General features: G+C 44.5%; 17 protein-coding genes. 9 read left to right on the top strand and 8 right to left on the bottom strand.

The window, feature by feature from the left end:
- Positions 1-2: 2 nt before the first annotated feature.
- The 6 genes from trpA to trpE are packed head-to-tail and all read right to left on the bottom strand — an operon-like array spanning position 3 to position 5,916.
- Positions 3-803, bottom strand: coding sequence for a tryptophan synthase subunit alpha (gene trpA, locus ACXADE_RS04505; RefSeq protein ID WP_474979321.1), 801 nt, complete (start codon positions 801-803; stop codon positions 3-5).
- Position 804: 1 nt separating this feature from the next.
- Complete coding sequence (gene trpB, locus ACXADE_RS04500; protein WP_474979320.1) at positions 805-1,998, bottom strand: tryptophan synthase subunit beta; 1,194 nt, start codon at positions 1,996-1,998, stop codon at positions 805-807.
- Positions 1,979-2,635, bottom strand: a complete 657-nt coding sequence (locus ACXADE_RS04495; RefSeq protein ID WP_474979319.1) for a phosphoribosylanthranilate isomerase — start codon at positions 2,633-2,635, stop codon at positions 1,979-1,981. Before ACXADE_RS04495 ends, trpB begins: the two co-directional genes overlap by 20 nt.
- Positions 2,632-3,396 (bottom strand): indole-3-glycerol phosphate synthase TrpC, encoded by a 765-nt coding sequence (trpC, locus tag ACXADE_RS04490; protein ID WP_474979318.1) that lies wholly within the window; start codon positions 3,394-3,396, stop codon positions 2,632-2,634. Before trpC ends, ACXADE_RS04495 begins: the two co-directional genes overlap by 4 nt.
- Positions 3,389-4,411: an anthranilate phosphoribosyltransferase gene (gene trpD / locus ACXADE_RS04485; RefSeq protein WP_474979317.1), complete on the bottom strand. Its 1,023-nt coding sequence runs from the start codon at positions 4,409-4,411 to the stop codon at positions 3,389-3,391. Before trpD ends, trpC begins: the two co-directional genes overlap by 8 nt.
- Positions 4,408-5,916 (bottom strand): anthranilate synthase component I, encoded by a 1,509-nt coding sequence (gene trpE / locus ACXADE_RS04480; protein WP_474979316.1) that lies wholly within the window; start codon positions 5,914-5,916, stop codon positions 4,408-4,410. The genes trpD and trpE overlap by 4 nt, the downstream gene beginning before the upstream one ends.
- Positions 5,917-6,450: 534 nt before the next feature.
- Between trpE and sigY the strand changes: the two genes are divergently transcribed.
- From sigY to ACXADE_RS04440, 8 genes are all read left to right on the top strand, one after another.
- Entirely contained in the window at positions 6,451-6,969 is a 519-nt protein-coding gene (gene sigY / locus ACXADE_RS04475) for an RNA polymerase sigma factor SigY (RefSeq protein ID WP_474979315.1), read from the top strand.
- Positions 6,959-7,279, top strand: coding sequence for a YxlC family protein (locus ACXADE_RS04470; RefSeq protein WP_474979314.1), 321 nt, complete (start codon positions 6,959-6,961; stop codon positions 7,277-7,279). Before sigY ends, ACXADE_RS04470 begins: the two co-directional genes overlap by 11 nt.
- Complete coding sequence (locus ACXADE_RS04465) at positions 7,276-7,503, top strand: sigma-Y antisigma factor component (protein WP_474979313.1); 228 nt, start codon at positions 7,276-7,278, stop codon at positions 7,501-7,503. The genes ACXADE_RS04470 and ACXADE_RS04465 overlap by 4 nt, the downstream gene beginning before the upstream one ends.
- A 59-nt stretch (positions 7,504-7,562) precedes the next feature.
- Positions 7,563-7,784, top strand: a complete 222-nt coding sequence (locus ACXADE_RS04460) for a PLD nuclease N-terminal domain-containing protein (protein ID WP_474979312.1) — start codon at positions 7,563-7,565, stop codon at positions 7,782-7,784.
- The gene (locus tag ACXADE_RS04455) at positions 7,781-8,698 is read left to right on the top strand and encodes an ABC transporter ATP-binding protein (protein WP_474979311.1); all 918 of its coding nucleotides are present in this window, start codon (positions 7,781-7,783) and stop codon (positions 8,696-8,698) included. The genes ACXADE_RS04460 and ACXADE_RS04455 overlap by 4 nt, the downstream gene beginning before the upstream one ends.
- Positions 8,676-9,449 carry an ABC transporter permease gene (locus ACXADE_RS04450; protein ID WP_474979310.1) on the top strand — a complete coding sequence of 258 codons (774 nt, stop codon included), beginning with the start codon at positions 8,676-8,678 and terminating at the stop codon, positions 9,447-9,449. Before ACXADE_RS04455 ends, ACXADE_RS04450 begins: the two co-directional genes overlap by 23 nt.
- A 94-nt stretch (positions 9,450-9,543) precedes the next feature.
- On the top strand, positions 9,544-10,314 hold the full coding sequence (locus ACXADE_RS04445; protein ID WP_474979309.1) for an SDR family NAD(P)-dependent oxidoreductase: 771 nt from the start codon (positions 9,544-9,546) through the stop codon (positions 10,312-10,314).
- A gap of 100 nt (positions 10,315-10,414) precedes the next feature.
- Positions 10,415-10,912 (top strand): DUF6241 domain-containing protein, encoded by a 498-nt coding sequence (locus tag ACXADE_RS04440; RefSeq protein ID WP_474979308.1) that lies wholly within the window; start codon positions 10,415-10,417, stop codon positions 10,910-10,912.
- Between the two features lie 27 nt (positions 10,913-10,939).
- On the opposite strand, the gene ACXADE_RS04435 is transcribed toward ACXADE_RS04440, so the two are convergent.
- Positions 10,940-11,338, bottom strand: a complete 399-nt coding sequence (locus ACXADE_RS04435) for a GNAT family N-acetyltransferase (RefSeq protein WP_474979307.1) — start codon at positions 11,336-11,338, stop codon at positions 10,940-10,942.
- 284 nt (positions 11,339-11,622) lie between these two features.
- Here ACXADE_RS04435 and ACXADE_RS04430 point away from each other — a divergent pair, with 284 nt between their 5' ends.
- Complete coding sequence (locus tag ACXADE_RS04430) at positions 11,623-12,090, top strand: hypothetical protein (protein WP_474979306.1); 468 nt, start codon at positions 11,623-11,625, stop codon at positions 12,088-12,090.
- Between the two features lie 51 nt (positions 12,091-12,141).
- Here the strand turns inward: ACXADE_RS04430 and ACXADE_RS04425 are convergent, their stop codons facing one another.
- Positions 12,142-14,295: an ATP-dependent helicase gene (locus tag ACXADE_RS04425; protein ID WP_474979305.1), complete on the bottom strand. Its 2,154-nt coding sequence runs from the start codon at positions 14,293-14,295 to the stop codon at positions 12,142-12,144.
- Positions 14,296-14,466 lie beyond the last annotated feature (171 nt).

The following is a 14,466-nucleotide window of genomic DNA, read 5'->3' as shown; positions in this document are numbered from 1 at the left end:
ACTTACTGAACGAGTTCTCGAATTTCTTGACTAAAACGCTCAAGAGATTCGTCCACTCTGCCATTTTCAATATTTTCAAGTTCAGACTCAATCAGGCGGATGATTTTACTTCCAATAATGACTCCATCTGCATGATTTCTTACGAGCTGAACGTGATCATTAGTGGATATTCCAAACCCGACGGCTACAGGAACTCGACTGTGCTGCCTAACTTTTTCAATAAACGCCAGTGCCTCCGCAGACATTTCCTTTCTTTCTCCTGTCACTCCTAAGGCAGATACGCAGTAAAGGAAACCTCTGGCGTGGTGGGCAATCCTTTTGATTCTTTGATCTGAGTTCGGAGCTACAAGGGAGATGAATTCAATGTCCTTCGCTTCCGCACGTTCCCTTATTTCCTCACTTTCTTCAAAAGGAAGATCCGGAATGAGGAGACCTTCCACTCCATTTTGTTCGAGGAGTTGAAAGAATTCTTCATGTCCAATTTGCAGCACAGGATTGTAATAAGTGAAAATGACAACGGGAATTTCAAGACCATTTCTCCTCAATTCTGGGACAAGTTCTACGGCTTTGCGCAGTGACATTCCTGCCCCCATTGCACGCCGAGCGGCACGCTGTATGGTCGGTCCATCTGCTAACGGATCAGAGTACGGGACGCCCAACTCCAAAATGTCCGCTCCTTCTTCCTGCAAGCGTAAAGCGAATTGAATGGTCATCTCAGGAGTAGGATCTCCTGCTACTACAAAGGGGATAAATAAGTTTTCTGTCTTGGTCAGTTTCCCTTGGAATGAAGTTTTTGTCAGCATGTCATACCTCCTCCTGAAAGTGTTCCATCAAGGTTGCCATATCCTTGTCCCCCCGACCGGACAAGTTAATCAGGATCGTTTCTCCTGCACTCATTTCAGGGGCTTCCTTAAACGCCTGAGCCAGGGCATGAGCACTTTCAATCGCTGGAATGATTCCTTCTGTTTGTGTGAGAAGCTTCAACGCATCAAGCGCTTCTTTGTCCGTAATGGATTCATAGCGTACCTTCTTCGATTGGAAGAGATGAGCATGCTCCGGGCCGATGCCTGGATAGTCAAGACCCGCTGAAATTGAATAAGGCTCGGTAATCTGCCCATTTTCATCCTGCATGAGATATGTCATAGATCCGTGTATGACACCTGGTGTCCCTTTGGAAAGGGTCGCTGCATGCTCAGGCGTGTCTATTCCTTTCCCAGCAGCTTCAACACCAATCAATTCACTCGCATCTTCAAGGAATGGGTAAAACATCCCCATAGCATTACTTCCCCCGCCAACACATGCAAAAATGCGATCGGGCAATTTTTCTTCCACATGAAGAAATTGACGCTTGGATTCATCTCCAATAACTCTCTGGAAATCCCGGACCATGCGTGGATAAGGGTGAGGTCCGACGACGGAACCGATCAGATAGAAATGGTCCTCACAGTTTGCGACCCAGTAACGGATCGCTTCATTTGTCGCATCTTTAAGAGTACCATTCCCGCTGGAAACAGAGACGACCTCCGCGCCAAGCAGTTTCATACGGAAAACATTCAACTCCTGCCTGCGGATATCCTCTTCTCCCATAAATACAATGCACTCCAGACCAAACTTGGCAGCTACTGTCGCTGAAGCAACACCATGCTGACCTGCACCTGTTTCTGCGATAATCTTCTCTTTTCCCATCCTCTTAGCAAGGAGGGCCTGACCAATGGCATTGTTCAGTTTATGGGCTCCCGTATGGTTCAAATCCTCACGTTTCAGATAAACTTTTGCCCCTCCGAGGTGGCTCGTCAATTTATCGGCGTAAGACAATGAAGTAGGACGCCCCGCGTATTCTTTCAATACGTGATGATATTGCTCTGAAAACGATGGATCAGCCATCGCTTCATCCAAAGCCTCTTCCAGCTCCTGGAGTGGTCCCATAAGAGTCTCTGGTACATACTTTCCGCCAAAATCACCAAAACGGCCTTTTGAATCAGGAAATACTTGCAACATTTCGATCCACCTCTTTCATGATTGCTTGAATTTTTCCGATATCTTTCCCTTCCCCGATTTCTATTCCACTGGATAGATCGATGCCATGGGGATCGTATTTCAGAAGTTCACTTACATTCTCTGGTTTTATACCGCCTGCGATCAGACACGAGACGCCCTGTTCTTCAGCTTCCTTTTGATAGGCAGGAATAGCCTCCCAATCAAAACGAACCCCGGTTCCTCCTGATGCTCCGTCTACTTTGCTGTCCACGATGTAACCATCCGCGACACCACTGAAGACTTCCATTTGTTTGATGCCATCTGTCTTATGATGGACGACTTTCCATACAGGGAGTCCAAAAGCTTCCTTAATTCTTAACAACTGCGAAACCGTTTCATTGCCATGAAGCTGGATCACATCTAAAGGTATGAACTGAAGAATCTCTTCGATTTCTTCAATAGTAGGTTCGATAAAGACACCCACGATTTTTTGTTTCGGCCGGATTTTCTTAACCCAGCGCCCCGCATACTCAGGGCGTACATATCGTTTGGTTCTCCTTACAAATATGAATCCAAGATGGGAGGCCTCCGAGGAAGACGATTTTGCTACATCTGATAAAGACCGGTTGCCACATAATTTTACAATCGGTTCTTTCATCGAACATTCACTCCTTCCAACAACTGACGGACTGCTCCCTTAATGTTGTCCTGGCGCATTAAAGACTCTCCCACAAGTATACCTTCAGCCCCGTAGCTCGCGACCTTCTGCAAATCTTCGTGTGTGGAGATACCGCTCTCTGATACTAACAAGCATTCATCAGGAGCAAGAGATGCCATGCGCTCGGTCTGGGACAACTTCGTTTCAAACGTATGGAGATTTCGATTATTGATTCCGAGAATACTCGGCGTGAACTGATGCAATACTTTCTCCAAGGTTTCCTCACTGTGTACTTCAACGAGGACTTCCATTCCAAGGTCATGTGCTTGGAGATAAAGTTCGTGCAGTTTCTCCGCTTCCAATGCTTCCCCAATCAATAAGATGGCATCAGCTCCGATATGTGCGCTCTCTACGACCTGCAGAGAATCGATGATAAAATCCTTGCGCAGTACGGGGATATCCACCACTTTTTTAATATTCGTCAAGTAATCACGGTGACCTTGGAAAAAGTGTTGATCCGTCAATACTGAAACAGCCTGTGCACCTGCTTTCGAATAATCGTGAGCGATTCTTACAGGGTTGAAGTCTTCGCGAATGATCCCCTTGGAAGGAGAGGCTTTTTTTACTTCTGCAATCAATCCGGCTGCAAATGGAGAGGCCTTCAAAGATTCGTAAAGTGAGTAATGACCTAATGATTGTTCCTCTGGTAAATATAATTTATCAATCTCTTGCTGCTTCACAGCTAAAATGGTTTCAAGCATATTGCCGATTCTCCCTTTCATTGACGATCGATTCAAAATATTGGCTGGTAACACCTTCTTGAATAGCGTTTTGGACAGCACGTACACCTTCCTGCAGGTCATTAACCTTACCTGCCACATATAGTCCTGCTGCCGCATTTAACGTAACAATAGAAGCCGCACTTTCATTCGACCTGCCATATAGGACATCTTCTATGATTTTGGCACTTTCTTCGGTTTCTGAAATACGAATGTCTGATAAATTCCCGATTGGAAGTCCAAAGTCCTCCGGAGACACCGTGAACCGTGTGATCTTACCATCTTTCAATTCTACAAGATCGCTTTTTCCTGTAATTGTGATCTCATCCAGCCCGTCTCGTCCCGTTGCAAGAAGGACATGAGTGGAACCGAGCTTTTTCAAGGTAGCCGCCATTTTCTCAGCATAGTTCGTATCGTATATGCCGATCAGTTGTCGTTTAGCATTGGCAGGGTTTGACATTGGACCGAGTAAGTTAAAAATCGTACGGAAGCCAAGCTCCTGGCGAGCAGGTCCTGCATGTTTCATCGCTTTATGATACAAAGGGGCATACATGAAGGTCATCCCTTTATCCAATAGTGCCTTGGCTCCTTGTTCCGGGGTTGTATCAATCGGTACCCCAAGCTTTTCGAGAACGTCGGCACTGCCACTTCTGGAAGAAACTTTACGGTTTCCATGTTTAGCGACTTTCACTCCCATGCTCGCAAGAACGATGGAAACAGCTGTAGAAATATTAAAAGTAGACGCACCGTCTCCCCCGGTCCCGCAAGTATCCACAATCGTTGGATCGTTAATGTCCATCTTTGTCATATTCTCACGCATGGCCCGGACGAAACCCGTCATCTCTTCCACCGTTTCTCCCCGGTAACGCATCACGCTTAACATACTCATCAATTGCCCGGTTGTCGCTTCTCCGTTCATAATCCTGTCCATCGCTTCAAATGCTTCTTGTTCCGTCATCTCTGAACCAGAAACTACTTTATTCAATGTCTCTTTCATCTCGACTCCACTCCTTCTCCACTCTTCTCAAATACTTTCTCAGCTAATTGGATCGTCTTCTTCAATGCACTTGCCTTGTTCAATGTTTCTTGATACTCCGCTTCCGGATCAGAATCAGCGACAATTCCTGCCCCAGCTTGTATATAGAGGTCTTTCCCTGTCAAGGTCATTGTCCGTATAGTAATACAGGAGTCGATGTTCCCATCAAAACCTAAATACAAAATGCCGCCTCCATAAAGGTTGCGTGGGGTAGGTTCCAATTCTCTCAAGATTTGCATTGCTCTTACTTTCGGGGCTCCTGACAAAGTTCCAGCCGGAAAAGAAGAAATGAGGGCATCAATCGGTGACACCTCTTCCTTCAATAAGCCCGTCACTTTGCTGATGATGTGCATCACTTTGGAAAAGCGGCCAATCGTCATATATTCACTCACATCAACCGTTCCATATTCTGCCACGCGTCCAATATCATTACGGGCGACATCCACAAGCATACGATGCTCAGCCAGTTCTTTATCGTCCTGCAGAAGCTCTTCAGCCAGGGCATCGTCCTCTTCTTGTGTGCGGCCTCTTTTTCGCGTCCCTGCTATGGGATGGATTTCAAGTTTTCGATCGCGTACTTCCAGAAGTCTTTCCGGAGAACTTCCGATCACTTCCACTCCGTCCATTTTTAAATAGAACATATAAGGAGATGGATTCACTCTCCGGAGCACGCGGTAGAGTTCAAAGCCGTTACGATTGGTTACTGTGTGGAACCGTTGGGATAATACGGCCTGAAAAATATCTCCTGCCGAAATGTATTCTTTGATTTTCTCTACATCTGATTTGAATTTGGCAGGTTCATAGTTGCTGTCCAGTTGAAAAGAAGAATCGTCCGTTCCGTTTTCAGTAAGCATTAAATCAGACAACGGCTTGGCCCCTTGCAGGCGTTCTACAATGGACTGAATTTTAGTGATTGTTTCTGAATAGATGGACTCTACGGAACGGTCCGCTTCTATTCTGGCAAAGGATAAAATCGTCGTTTCCTTTGTTTTGTGATGATAGGCAATCAGAGTCTTACAGAACAGCAAATGATAATTGGCAAGGTCCAATTCATCGGTCATGGCCCGCTCAACAGGCTCATAATCCGAAATGGCATCGTAACTGATGTACCCGACGCCGCCCCCTTTAAAGGGCAGATCGATAGGGGGGAGTTTGACATCAAGGTCAGCCACCGTCTGTTCGTAAGCGGATTTGAAGTCATGGGCAAATCTAACCGTATCTTTGTCAAAATCATGGATGGCAAACTGCTGCTGTTCTTCTTTAATCTGGACCATAGGGTCAAGACCAATGAAAGAATAATTGGACCATGGTGATTCCGGGTCCTGACTCTCCAACATGTATACCGCTTCCTGGTTAAGGGCATGAAACATGTGGATCGGAGTTAACGTATCCGTGTAAAAGGATTGGGTAATTGGGATTGTCTGATGCTCTTTAGCATCGCTTTGAAAAGATTCAAAAGTATTCATGAAAGCTCACCTCTCCATTTAAATTCATGGAGAATGAGACGTTGAGGGATGAAAACGAGTGGATAGAAAAGGGGGAATTGTCGGCCAGGCAATCCGTCGGCTCCTAACGTCCGCAGATCCCTCGCTCACTCAGCTCAGCTCATCTATACCTCAACTCAACTCATTCTCTACTCAACTTGCTTATATGGACTTTATATGAAAGCCACTTTTTAAAAATATCTTTCCAACAGTCTATAAAATTCAGATAATAAAGTCAACCGATACTTTTCATGCACCGACACCACTACTCCATGCCCACCCCATGGAAAATGTCCAAATATGGAATCGCCCTAAGTGACACGACTTAAGACACGAGTGTTTGGACGATTACGCCCCTTTCCCAGGAGCGCCTTAACCTGTACAAACGCCTTGAAATGGAGTCTTTTATTGTTAGAAATTTCAATGACAGCGTCAAATATGTAATAAATGAACATTCATTTGAACAAATGCTGAAATTCTGACGTCTTATAGTCAGGGACGAAATGAGGGATGCTTATGGATTCAGATCTCATGAATAAAGCACAACAGGGAGATCAGCAGGCACTTGCAGAACTTCTAAAAGAACATTACAGCTTCGTCGTCAAATATGTGTGGAAAATGAGTGGGGATGAACAGCTGGCGTATGATATCACCCAGGAAACGCTGACTAAGGCGATTCAGAAAATCAATTTGTACCAGCGCCGGTCCAAATTTACCACCTGGCTCATACAAATCGCTACACACACCTATTTAGACGACAAAAGAAAACAAAAAAAACAATTGGCTACCGATGAGAAACTGCGGCAGGAGCTTTCCCGTCATCAGACATCACCGATGGGAGAGTGGCACGAAGTCCAGGAGGCTTTGATGAAACTTGAAGATGAAAACAGAATTCCTGTCGTCTTGAAACATTATTATGGGTACGATTATAAAGAAATTGCAGAAATGACCAAGGTGAAGACAGGTACTGTGAAATCAAGGGTCCATTATGGACTGGAGAAATTAAGAAAGGAGTTGAAGGTCGATGGGCGATGAACAATTTAATAAAAATATAGAAAGGATTTTGAGAGAGACATCTCGGGAGATGGAGGATCAAATGGAAGTAAATGAACCTTCCCTTTCTTACTTTGAAACACTGATTGCAGAACAGACCGACCTTTGGTACAGGAAGTTATGGGTTCAATTGGCCTGGTTGTGGGTGACTGCGCTTTTCTTCATTTCATTCCTGATTTTCACCATTCTTTATATCCCGCTTTTATTTGTGCTGGCTCAACTTCTTTCTTTAGTCATTTTAATCAGATACGTTTATAAAGAACGCGTGGAATGGGTGGAGATGCACCAATGAGACATTATGGACCTGAGGAAGTACCTGTTTGGGGGTGGGTTCTCATCGCCTTCATCCTGGTGATGCAAAGTTCGATTCTCTTTATCAAAGCAAAAAAAATGGGTAAAGCTCCATGGTTATGGGGACTGGTGGGACTTATCCAATTCCCTGTCCCAAGTATTCTCTTTTTCATTCTATGGAAGACCGTCTGGAAGAAAAATCAAAAGCACCCCCCGCAACCGTAATTACACATAGCCTATCTAACCAAGCCGCACTGGCTTCTTAAGATTAAGGAGGTGATTTTATGTTACTCACTCAACAAGCATTCGAATTCATCCAGGAAAATTTGGCGATCCTTGCCCCCCTTTTCATTATTCAAGTGGTGTTGATGGTTACCGCACTGGTGAGTCTCATCCGTACAGAATCGACCAACGGCCCTAAATGGATGTGGGTGCTCCTCATCTTATTCGTCAACACGATCGGCCCTATCTGCTATTTCATTTTCGGAAGGAGGCACGAATCATGATCTATCTTAACAAACTTACGAAAACATTTGGGAAAGATAATGCCGTCAAAAATTTCACCTATGAACTGCCAAAAGGGAAATGTATCGCTTTGCTGGGGCCGAATGGAGCAGGGAAGACGACCACCTTAAAAATGATAGCAGGACTTATCCATCCTACTTCAGGTCACGTGGAAAACACAGATGATGAGGGAGATTTACGCCGATCAATCGGGTATCTTCCTCAGCACCCTCAGTTCCATAACTGGATGACGGCAAAGGAGTTCCTGCTTTATGTAGGAGGGCTCTGCCGTATCCCCAAACAGCAAGCGATAACTTTAACCGATGAGCTGCTTCAACGTGTAGGAATTGCGGAAGCCAAAAACCGAAGAATATCAAAATTTTCCGGCGGTATGAAGCAAAGGCTAGGGATTGCCCAAGCACTGATCCATAAACCGAAGGTCCTCCTGCTCGACGAGCCGGTATCAGCTTTAGACCCCCTCGGGCGACGTGACGTATTGAATCTTATGGAAGAATTGAAACAGGAAACGACCCTCCTCTACTCCACCCACATACTCAGCGATGCGGAGGAAGCCAGCGATGAAATTCTTCTTATGCACAGGGGAGCTGTTGTAGAATCCGGTACGCTTCAAGAGGTGAAAGGACGTTATCAAGTCAATAAAATCACCTTGAGGTTTGATGGAAGTCCATATGTGTACCTTGAAAAACTAGCGGCCCTCCCTTTTGTCACCCATACAGAAATCCAAAAAGAAAACATTCATGTACATGTCCGTAACGTTGAAGAAGCTCGGGGGGTTCTTTTAGATCATGTACATAAAGAACAATGGCCGCTTGAGTTCTTCGAAGTCGGGCAGGCAACGCTTGAGGATTTATTTATGAAGGTGGTGAACGAGCATGCAGTGGTTGACGATTTATAAAAAAGAATGCCGGGAATATGCAAGGAACTACAAATGGATCTGGGTGCCTCTTGTCTTTATTTTATTTTGCATCATCGATCCATTGACTACCTATTACTTGCCTCAAATTCTCAAATCTACGGGTGGTCTACCAGAAGGCGCTAGTTTTACAATTCCTTCACCAACCCCTGCAGACGCGTTCATGATGAGTATCTCCCAACTGAATACGCTAGGTGTTCTGGTCATTTCCTTGATGACGATGGGGACAATTGCAGGCGAGCGGAAATCTGGAGTGTTGGAGCTCGTTCTTGTAAAGCCGGTTTCATATACCTCTTATGTGACCGCTAAATGGACGGCACATGCGACATTGATTTTACTTTCCACTTTGCTCGGGCTGTGTGCGAGCTGGTATTATGTACAACTTTTGTTCGGAGACTTGTCATTTATTCGTGTCATAGAAGCCGCCCTATTTTACGTTTTATATTTGGTATTCATTATTAGTGTAAGTCTGTTCTTTAACGCGTGGGTGAAAACCCCTGGTGTAGTCGTAGCCTTGACGATCAGTTCCATCCTTATGGTGAACTTGATTACAGGTTTGTTCTCCCACCTTCTTGAATGGAGTCCTGCAAAGCTCGCCCCCTCCCTTCCTTTTCTGTTAAGAAACGGGGAGGCAGGCCAGGATCTGTGGATGGCCGGTCTCATCACTATAACTTTGTGCGTTCTCCTTCTCGCAGGAGCCATTCAGGCTCTAAAGCGGAAAGAAATCATCTAGCTGAATTTTTATAAAAGCGAGTGATTTGTACTTCTATCGGAAAGGGTATAGACTATTAGCAACTATTACCCGCAATCATTAAGGAGAGATTTTCATGAAGCCAACTGCACTCATCACAGGGGCATCCGGTGGGATCGGATATGAGCTTGCTCGTTTATTCGCAAAATCCGGTTACCATTTGATTGTTGTAGCGAGATCAGAAGATAAACTGAGGCAATTAAAAGAGGAGCTCGATGGCCACCCCGTCACCATCCTTATCCAGGACTTGTCTGAACCAGGAGCGTCAGAAGTCGTATACAGTAAAATAAAAGAACTCGGTTTACAAGTGACGGTGCTCGTAAACAATGCTGGGTTTGGATTGAATGGAACATTCGAAGAACTTCCACTATTAGATCAGCAGAAGATGATGGAAGTAAATATAAAAGCTTTGACCGAATTGACCCATTTATTCTTACCAGAAATCAAAGCCGCCCGCTTCCGTGCCATCCCTAAAGGGGTGTTGAACGTAGCAAGTACAGCCGCTTTCCAGCCTGGACCAAAAATGGCGGTTTACTATGCTTCAAAAGCCTATGTGCTTTCTCTTTCTGAAGCTTTAGTGGAAGAATTGAAAGATACCAGTGTAACCATCACCACCCTGTGCCCTGGGGCAACTGAAACCAACTTCTTCAAAACAGCAAAAGCGGAACATACAAAACTCGTCAACCGGACGATGTCCCCTGAGGCAGTAGCTAAAGCAGGATACCTCGGGTTCGTCAAAGGGAAGCGCGTCGTCATTCCCGGTACCGTAAATCAGGGAATGGCCTATGCGTCCAAACTCATCCCACGCTCCATTGCAGCAAAGTTTGCTCATTATGTCGATAGCTGAGGAGAGGTCATACAAGTCGATTTGCTGACAATCTCTTTTTATCCCCCCCCTATTCCTATATAATAGAAATTATTGGTAGACATTATGAAGGGGGCTGTACATGAAAAGGTTAATCCTATGGTTTTCATTCTGTCTTTGTATCGGTGCCGTCACCGGAGCTTATCTGTCTATTCAAACCCAGGGAGTTTCCACAGCCCAGGGAGTCACAGGGACCGTCAATGCAGAAGAATTGAAAGAATACGAAAAGAATGGGAAAAACCCTTTTGGTGGTGATGTGCCGGGTGCAGAATTGACCGACAAAGAATATCAGGAATATATCCACGCCATGTCCCATCAAAAAGTGAAAGCTGATGAGAAATGGACATTTTTTGAAATTCACCCCCTCCGCATTTCCTGGCTTTTGGAACATGTGGAAACCAATGACCTGGAACATAAGCATGTCTATAAAACCATATTAATGAAATGGGCAGAAGAGGATTTCTCCAATGCTGTCTCTGATCATAACACGATATGGGAGCTCCAGCGCGGGACGATCGGTAAAGCAAAACGCCTCCTCAGTCCGGAAGAGGAAGCAGAATATATAAATGAAAACAACTGATCCGTTAAAAACGGATCAGTTGTTTTTTCACATTTCTTCGGCAGACTTCCGGAACCCATAAAAAGACCGATAGCCACGATTTGCATAGTACCCTTCTGAATTTCTTGATGCCATCATTTCCACGCGAGTACTTGGATAGCATTCATGAGCGGTTCGTATCAATTGTTCTGCAATCCCCTGATTCCTGAATTTCTCATGCACAAGCAGATCGCATACATACAAAGTGATGGAACCATCCGTTAAACCTCGCAGAAATCCGACGACCTCATGATCCGTAACAGCTACTAAAGCTGGTTCTGAATTTAACCAGGAGCATAAAGTCTCCTCCCCACGTTCTACCAGCCCGCTCCATCCTTCATTTTCATTTAATCGTTGAACGGCATCAATATCTTTTTCAAGAAACGTACGAATGTGAATCCCTTCCATGTCATCCTACCTTTCATTGTGATTAATATTTTCCCCTTCAGAGCCTTACCAGTCGATTTTTTTCTGTGTGTCTAATCTTTATTACGATTGATACCCTTAAAAGTTTCGATTTATATGAGAAAATCTAACTATTTTTTCATAATCACAACTTTCCCATCATCTTTATTCCAAATTTTATAACAATATCGTTCTTAATTATATGGATAGAAAAGAAAGGAATCTTACAATTTCAGAAAATATGATAAAATATGATAGGAGTTTTTTATGTTCAAGGAGTGGAAGTGATGGTGAAAAAAATCTTATTGTTCGCAGCGTTACTGTTTCTTGCTGCTTGTTCTTCACAAAATTTATCATGGGAAGATTTACAGACGGCGTACCCTGATACATTCGCACAGCCTGTAGATTCCTTATCAAAGGAAGAACAGGAAAAGCTTGGCCTTCCGGATGACGTTCCATTCGAAGTCACCTCGGTGGAGTCGGTGGTGGAAGAGGGGAACGTCCAAGTTCTCTATCAATCCGAAGAGGATCAAAGAGTCCGGGTGACCACTTTATATGAACCGGAAAACATTCTTCAGGAATCCGAACTTCAAGTTCCGCTGGACTCTGGTGCTGTAGCTGGTGTCCAGGAAAAGGACGATCATATTTTTGTGGAATGGTATGATGGAGATTTGGACGTCATCTATCAAGTTGAATATTACAGTTCGGAAGAAGAACGGACAGAACATGCTATGAATATTGCAAATGCCATATGAATGACTGAAACCAAAAAATCCGTCCTTCATGAGGGACGGATTTTTTGGTTTTTACAGGATCTCTAATTTTTTGAAATGACGACTGATTGGCCGAGGAGATTTAAGACGATCAAAAAAGATCATATAATTGTTCTTCTTTTCATCGATTTCCTGAATCGCCCCTTCCCCAAAAACCGGGTGCCTGACTCTTGTTCCCTTTTCGAGGAAATTACCAGCAGGTTCTTTTTCCAGACGATGTGAAGCCCGTATATATTCTTTTGCTTCTTCAATCAGGGACTCATCCAGCTCCCCAATCCTATCGTATAACTGCTCCTCCACTTCAAATATGAACCTCGACGGGTACTTTCTTTGACCACCGTTCTGGAAACCTTCCGATTCCGTCAGATACAGTTCACGCTCTGCTCTGGTAACCGCTACGTAAGCAAGCCTGCGCTCTTCTTCAAGTGCCCTCTCTTTCCGCTGCCTTAATGCACGAACATTCGGCAGGACACTCTCGGTCATACCGATGACGAATACGTACGGAAATTCCAGACCTTTAGCCGTATGGATCGTCATAAGCTTCACAGAATCTACGCGGTCCTCCCTGTCATCATCGGTGTACAGGGCTATCATTTGTAGGTATTCCTCCAAGTGAATGTCTTCCCCTAGCGACTGCTCATACTGGACGATTGAATGCAGGAGTTCGGCCATGTTATCGAGTCTTTCCTGATCTCCGTCTTCTCTACGATAACCTTCATACCCCGTCACCTGCATAGACTCCTGGAGAAGCTCAGACACTTTTCGGCTGTACCTGATCCCCTTCAAATATTCCACCGCATCAATGAACTCCTGAGCACCGGTCCGCCTCAATTGCTCATGCCCGGCATACTTCTTCAAAGTTTCATAAAGGGTCAACCCTTCCTCCTCTGCTTTTTGTCTGAGAAAAGCCATTCGTTTTTTACCGATCTGCCGCTTAGGTATATTCACAATCCGGCTGAATGACAAATCATCCTGAAAGGCAATCATTCTCAAATGAGCGAGGGCATCTTTAATTTCCAGACGATCAAAGAATTTAAAACCGCCGAAAATCATATATTCAATATTTCCAGCGATCAGTTCCTGCTCTACAAAACGGGATAAATAATTCGCGCGGTACAAAATGGCAATTTCATTTAAACTCGCCTGCTTCTCGTCTACGATCTGCTTGATTTTCCCTGCGACCCATTTCGCTTCTTGAGTTTCATCTTTTCCGTGGAAATGAACCGTTTTCACTCCCGATGGATGAATCGGAAGCATATCCTTATCCACCCTAAAGTAATTATTCCGGATCAAAGAATTTCCTAAAGAAAGGATTTCCGGGGTTGAACGGTAATTTTCTTTGAGGAAGATGGTCTGTGCTCCAGAGAAGTAATCTTCGAAGTCCAGCATATACTTAGGATCGGCTCCCCGCCATTCATAGATCGTCTGGTCAGGATCGCCTACTACAAACAAATTCCCCTGCTTTTCTGCGAGCATTTTAACAAGCTCGAATTGTTTATAGCTGCTATCCTGAAATTCATCCACTTGCACATAAAAAAGCCGGTCCTGCCACTTTTCCAGGACTTCCTGATTTTGTTCAAAAAGAGTAAAGACAAAGTTGAGTAAATCATCGAAATCCAAACCATACACGCGTTTCTGTTTTTTTAAATATTGTTGGATGATTTGACTGTCCAAATCTCCCGCATCTTCTGCAACCGGCATCGTCCCCCGCAGAATCATCTGCTGGACATAGTGGGTATTCCCTTTAAGGATACCGATTTTATCCAAAATCCTTTTAAACGTTTTATCATTCAATTTCAGACCCATGTCCTCAAAGATTTCGCGCAGCAGGATCTTCTGATCTTCTACGTCTAAAATGATAAAGTTCTTAGGATAATAAAGTCTGTGAATATCTTCGCGCAGCACGCGCACACAGAAACCATGGTAAGTCGTAATGAACCCTGTATCTTGCTCTCCACCAATTAATTTCTTAACTCTGCGCCTCATTTCATGGGCGGCCTTATTGGTAAAAGTCACAGAAAGGATGTTGGCAGGATCAATGCCTAGTTCATTCACGATGAAAGCATACCGATGAGTTAAGGCCCGCGTTTTGCCGGAACCTGCCCCCGCAATAACCCGAACATAGCCTTCAGTGGATACAACTGCTTCTTGTTGAGACGGATTGAGTCCGTCCAAGAGTTCTTCCATATCGATCACCTTTCAAGAACATTTGTTTGTATTATAGCATATTCAGTACGAACGGTAAGGCTGTATGTTTTATTTGCAGAAGGATTGTTCAGAGGGGGGAAGGGCATAGAAAAGAGGATGAACATTGAGGGTGAACATCCATCGCAGAAGCGGCTGCTCGATTGAGGAATC

This window comes from Halobacillus sp. ABR2_026 (genome assembly GCF_056158545.1).
Note: the sequence above shows the minus strand (reverse complement) of the source record. Positions and strands in the feature narration are given on the sequence as shown.

What these genes read in the sequence shown, in the direction of transcription:
- ACXADE_RS04440 (WP_474979308.1), top strand. Translation starts at nt 10,415, where the DNA reads ATGAAAAGGTTAATCCTATGGTTTTCATTCTGTCTTTGTATCGGTGCC.
- ACXADE_RS04465 (WP_474979313.1), top strand. Translation starts at nt 7,276, where the DNA reads ATGAGACATTATGGACCTGAGGAAGTACCTGTTTGGGGGTGGGTTCTC.
- ACXADE_RS04460 (WP_474979312.1), top strand. Translation starts at nt 7,563, where the DNA reads ATGTTACTCACTCAACAAGCATTCGAATTCATCCAGGAAAATTTGGCG.
- sigY (WP_474979315.1), top strand. Translation starts at nt 6,451, where the DNA reads ATGGATTCAGATCTCATGAATAAAGCACAACAGGGAGATCAGCAGGCA.
- ACXADE_RS04455 (WP_474979311.1), top strand. Translation starts at nt 7,781, where the DNA reads ATGATCTATCTTAACAAACTTACGAAAACATTTGGGAAAGATAATGCC.
- trpD (WP_474979317.1), bottom strand. Translation starts at nt 4,411, where the DNA reads ATGAAAGAGACATTGAATAAAGTAGTTTCTGGTTCAGAGATGACGGAA.
- ACXADE_RS04450 (WP_474979310.1), top strand. Translation starts at nt 8,676, where the DNA reads ATGCAGTGGTTGACGATTTATAAAAAAGAATGCCGGGAATATGCAAGG.
- ACXADE_RS04430 (WP_474979306.1), top strand. Translation starts at nt 11,623, where the DNA reads ATGGTGAAAAAAATCTTATTGTTCGCAGCGTTACTGTTTCTTGCTGCT.
- ACXADE_RS04425 (WP_474979305.1), bottom strand. Translation starts at nt 14,295, where the DNA reads ATGGAAGAACTCTTGGACGGACTCAATCCGTCTCAACAAGAAGCAGTT.
- trpA (WP_474979321.1), bottom strand. Translation starts at nt 803, where the DNA reads ATGCTGACAAAAACTTCATTCCAAGGGAAACTGACCAAGACAGAAAAC.
- trpE (WP_474979316.1), bottom strand. Translation starts at nt 5,916, where the DNA reads ATGAATACTTTTGAATCTTTTCAAAGCGATGCTAAAGAGCATCAGACA.
- trpB (WP_474979320.1), bottom strand. Translation starts at nt 1,998, where the DNA reads ATGTTGCAAGTATTTCCTGATTCAAAAGGCCGTTTTGGTGATTTTGGC.
- ACXADE_RS04470 (WP_474979314.1), top strand. Translation starts at nt 6,959, where the DNA reads ATGGGCGATGAACAATTTAATAAAAATATAGAAAGGATTTTGAGAGAG.
- ACXADE_RS04495 (WP_474979319.1), bottom strand. Translation starts at nt 2,635, where the DNA reads ATGAAAGAACCGATTGTAAAATTATGTGGCAACCGGTCTTTATCAGAT.
- ACXADE_RS04435 (WP_474979307.1), bottom strand. Translation starts at nt 11,338, where the DNA reads ATGGAAGGGATTCACATTCGTACGTTTCTTGAAAAAGATATTGATGCC.
- ACXADE_RS04445 (WP_474979309.1), top strand. Translation starts at nt 9,544, where the DNA reads ATGAAGCCAACTGCACTCATCACAGGGGCATCCGGTGGGATCGGATAT.
- trpC (WP_474979318.1), bottom strand. Translation starts at nt 3,396, where the DNA reads ATGCTTGAAACCATTTTAGCTGTGAAGCAGCAAGAGATTGATAAATTA.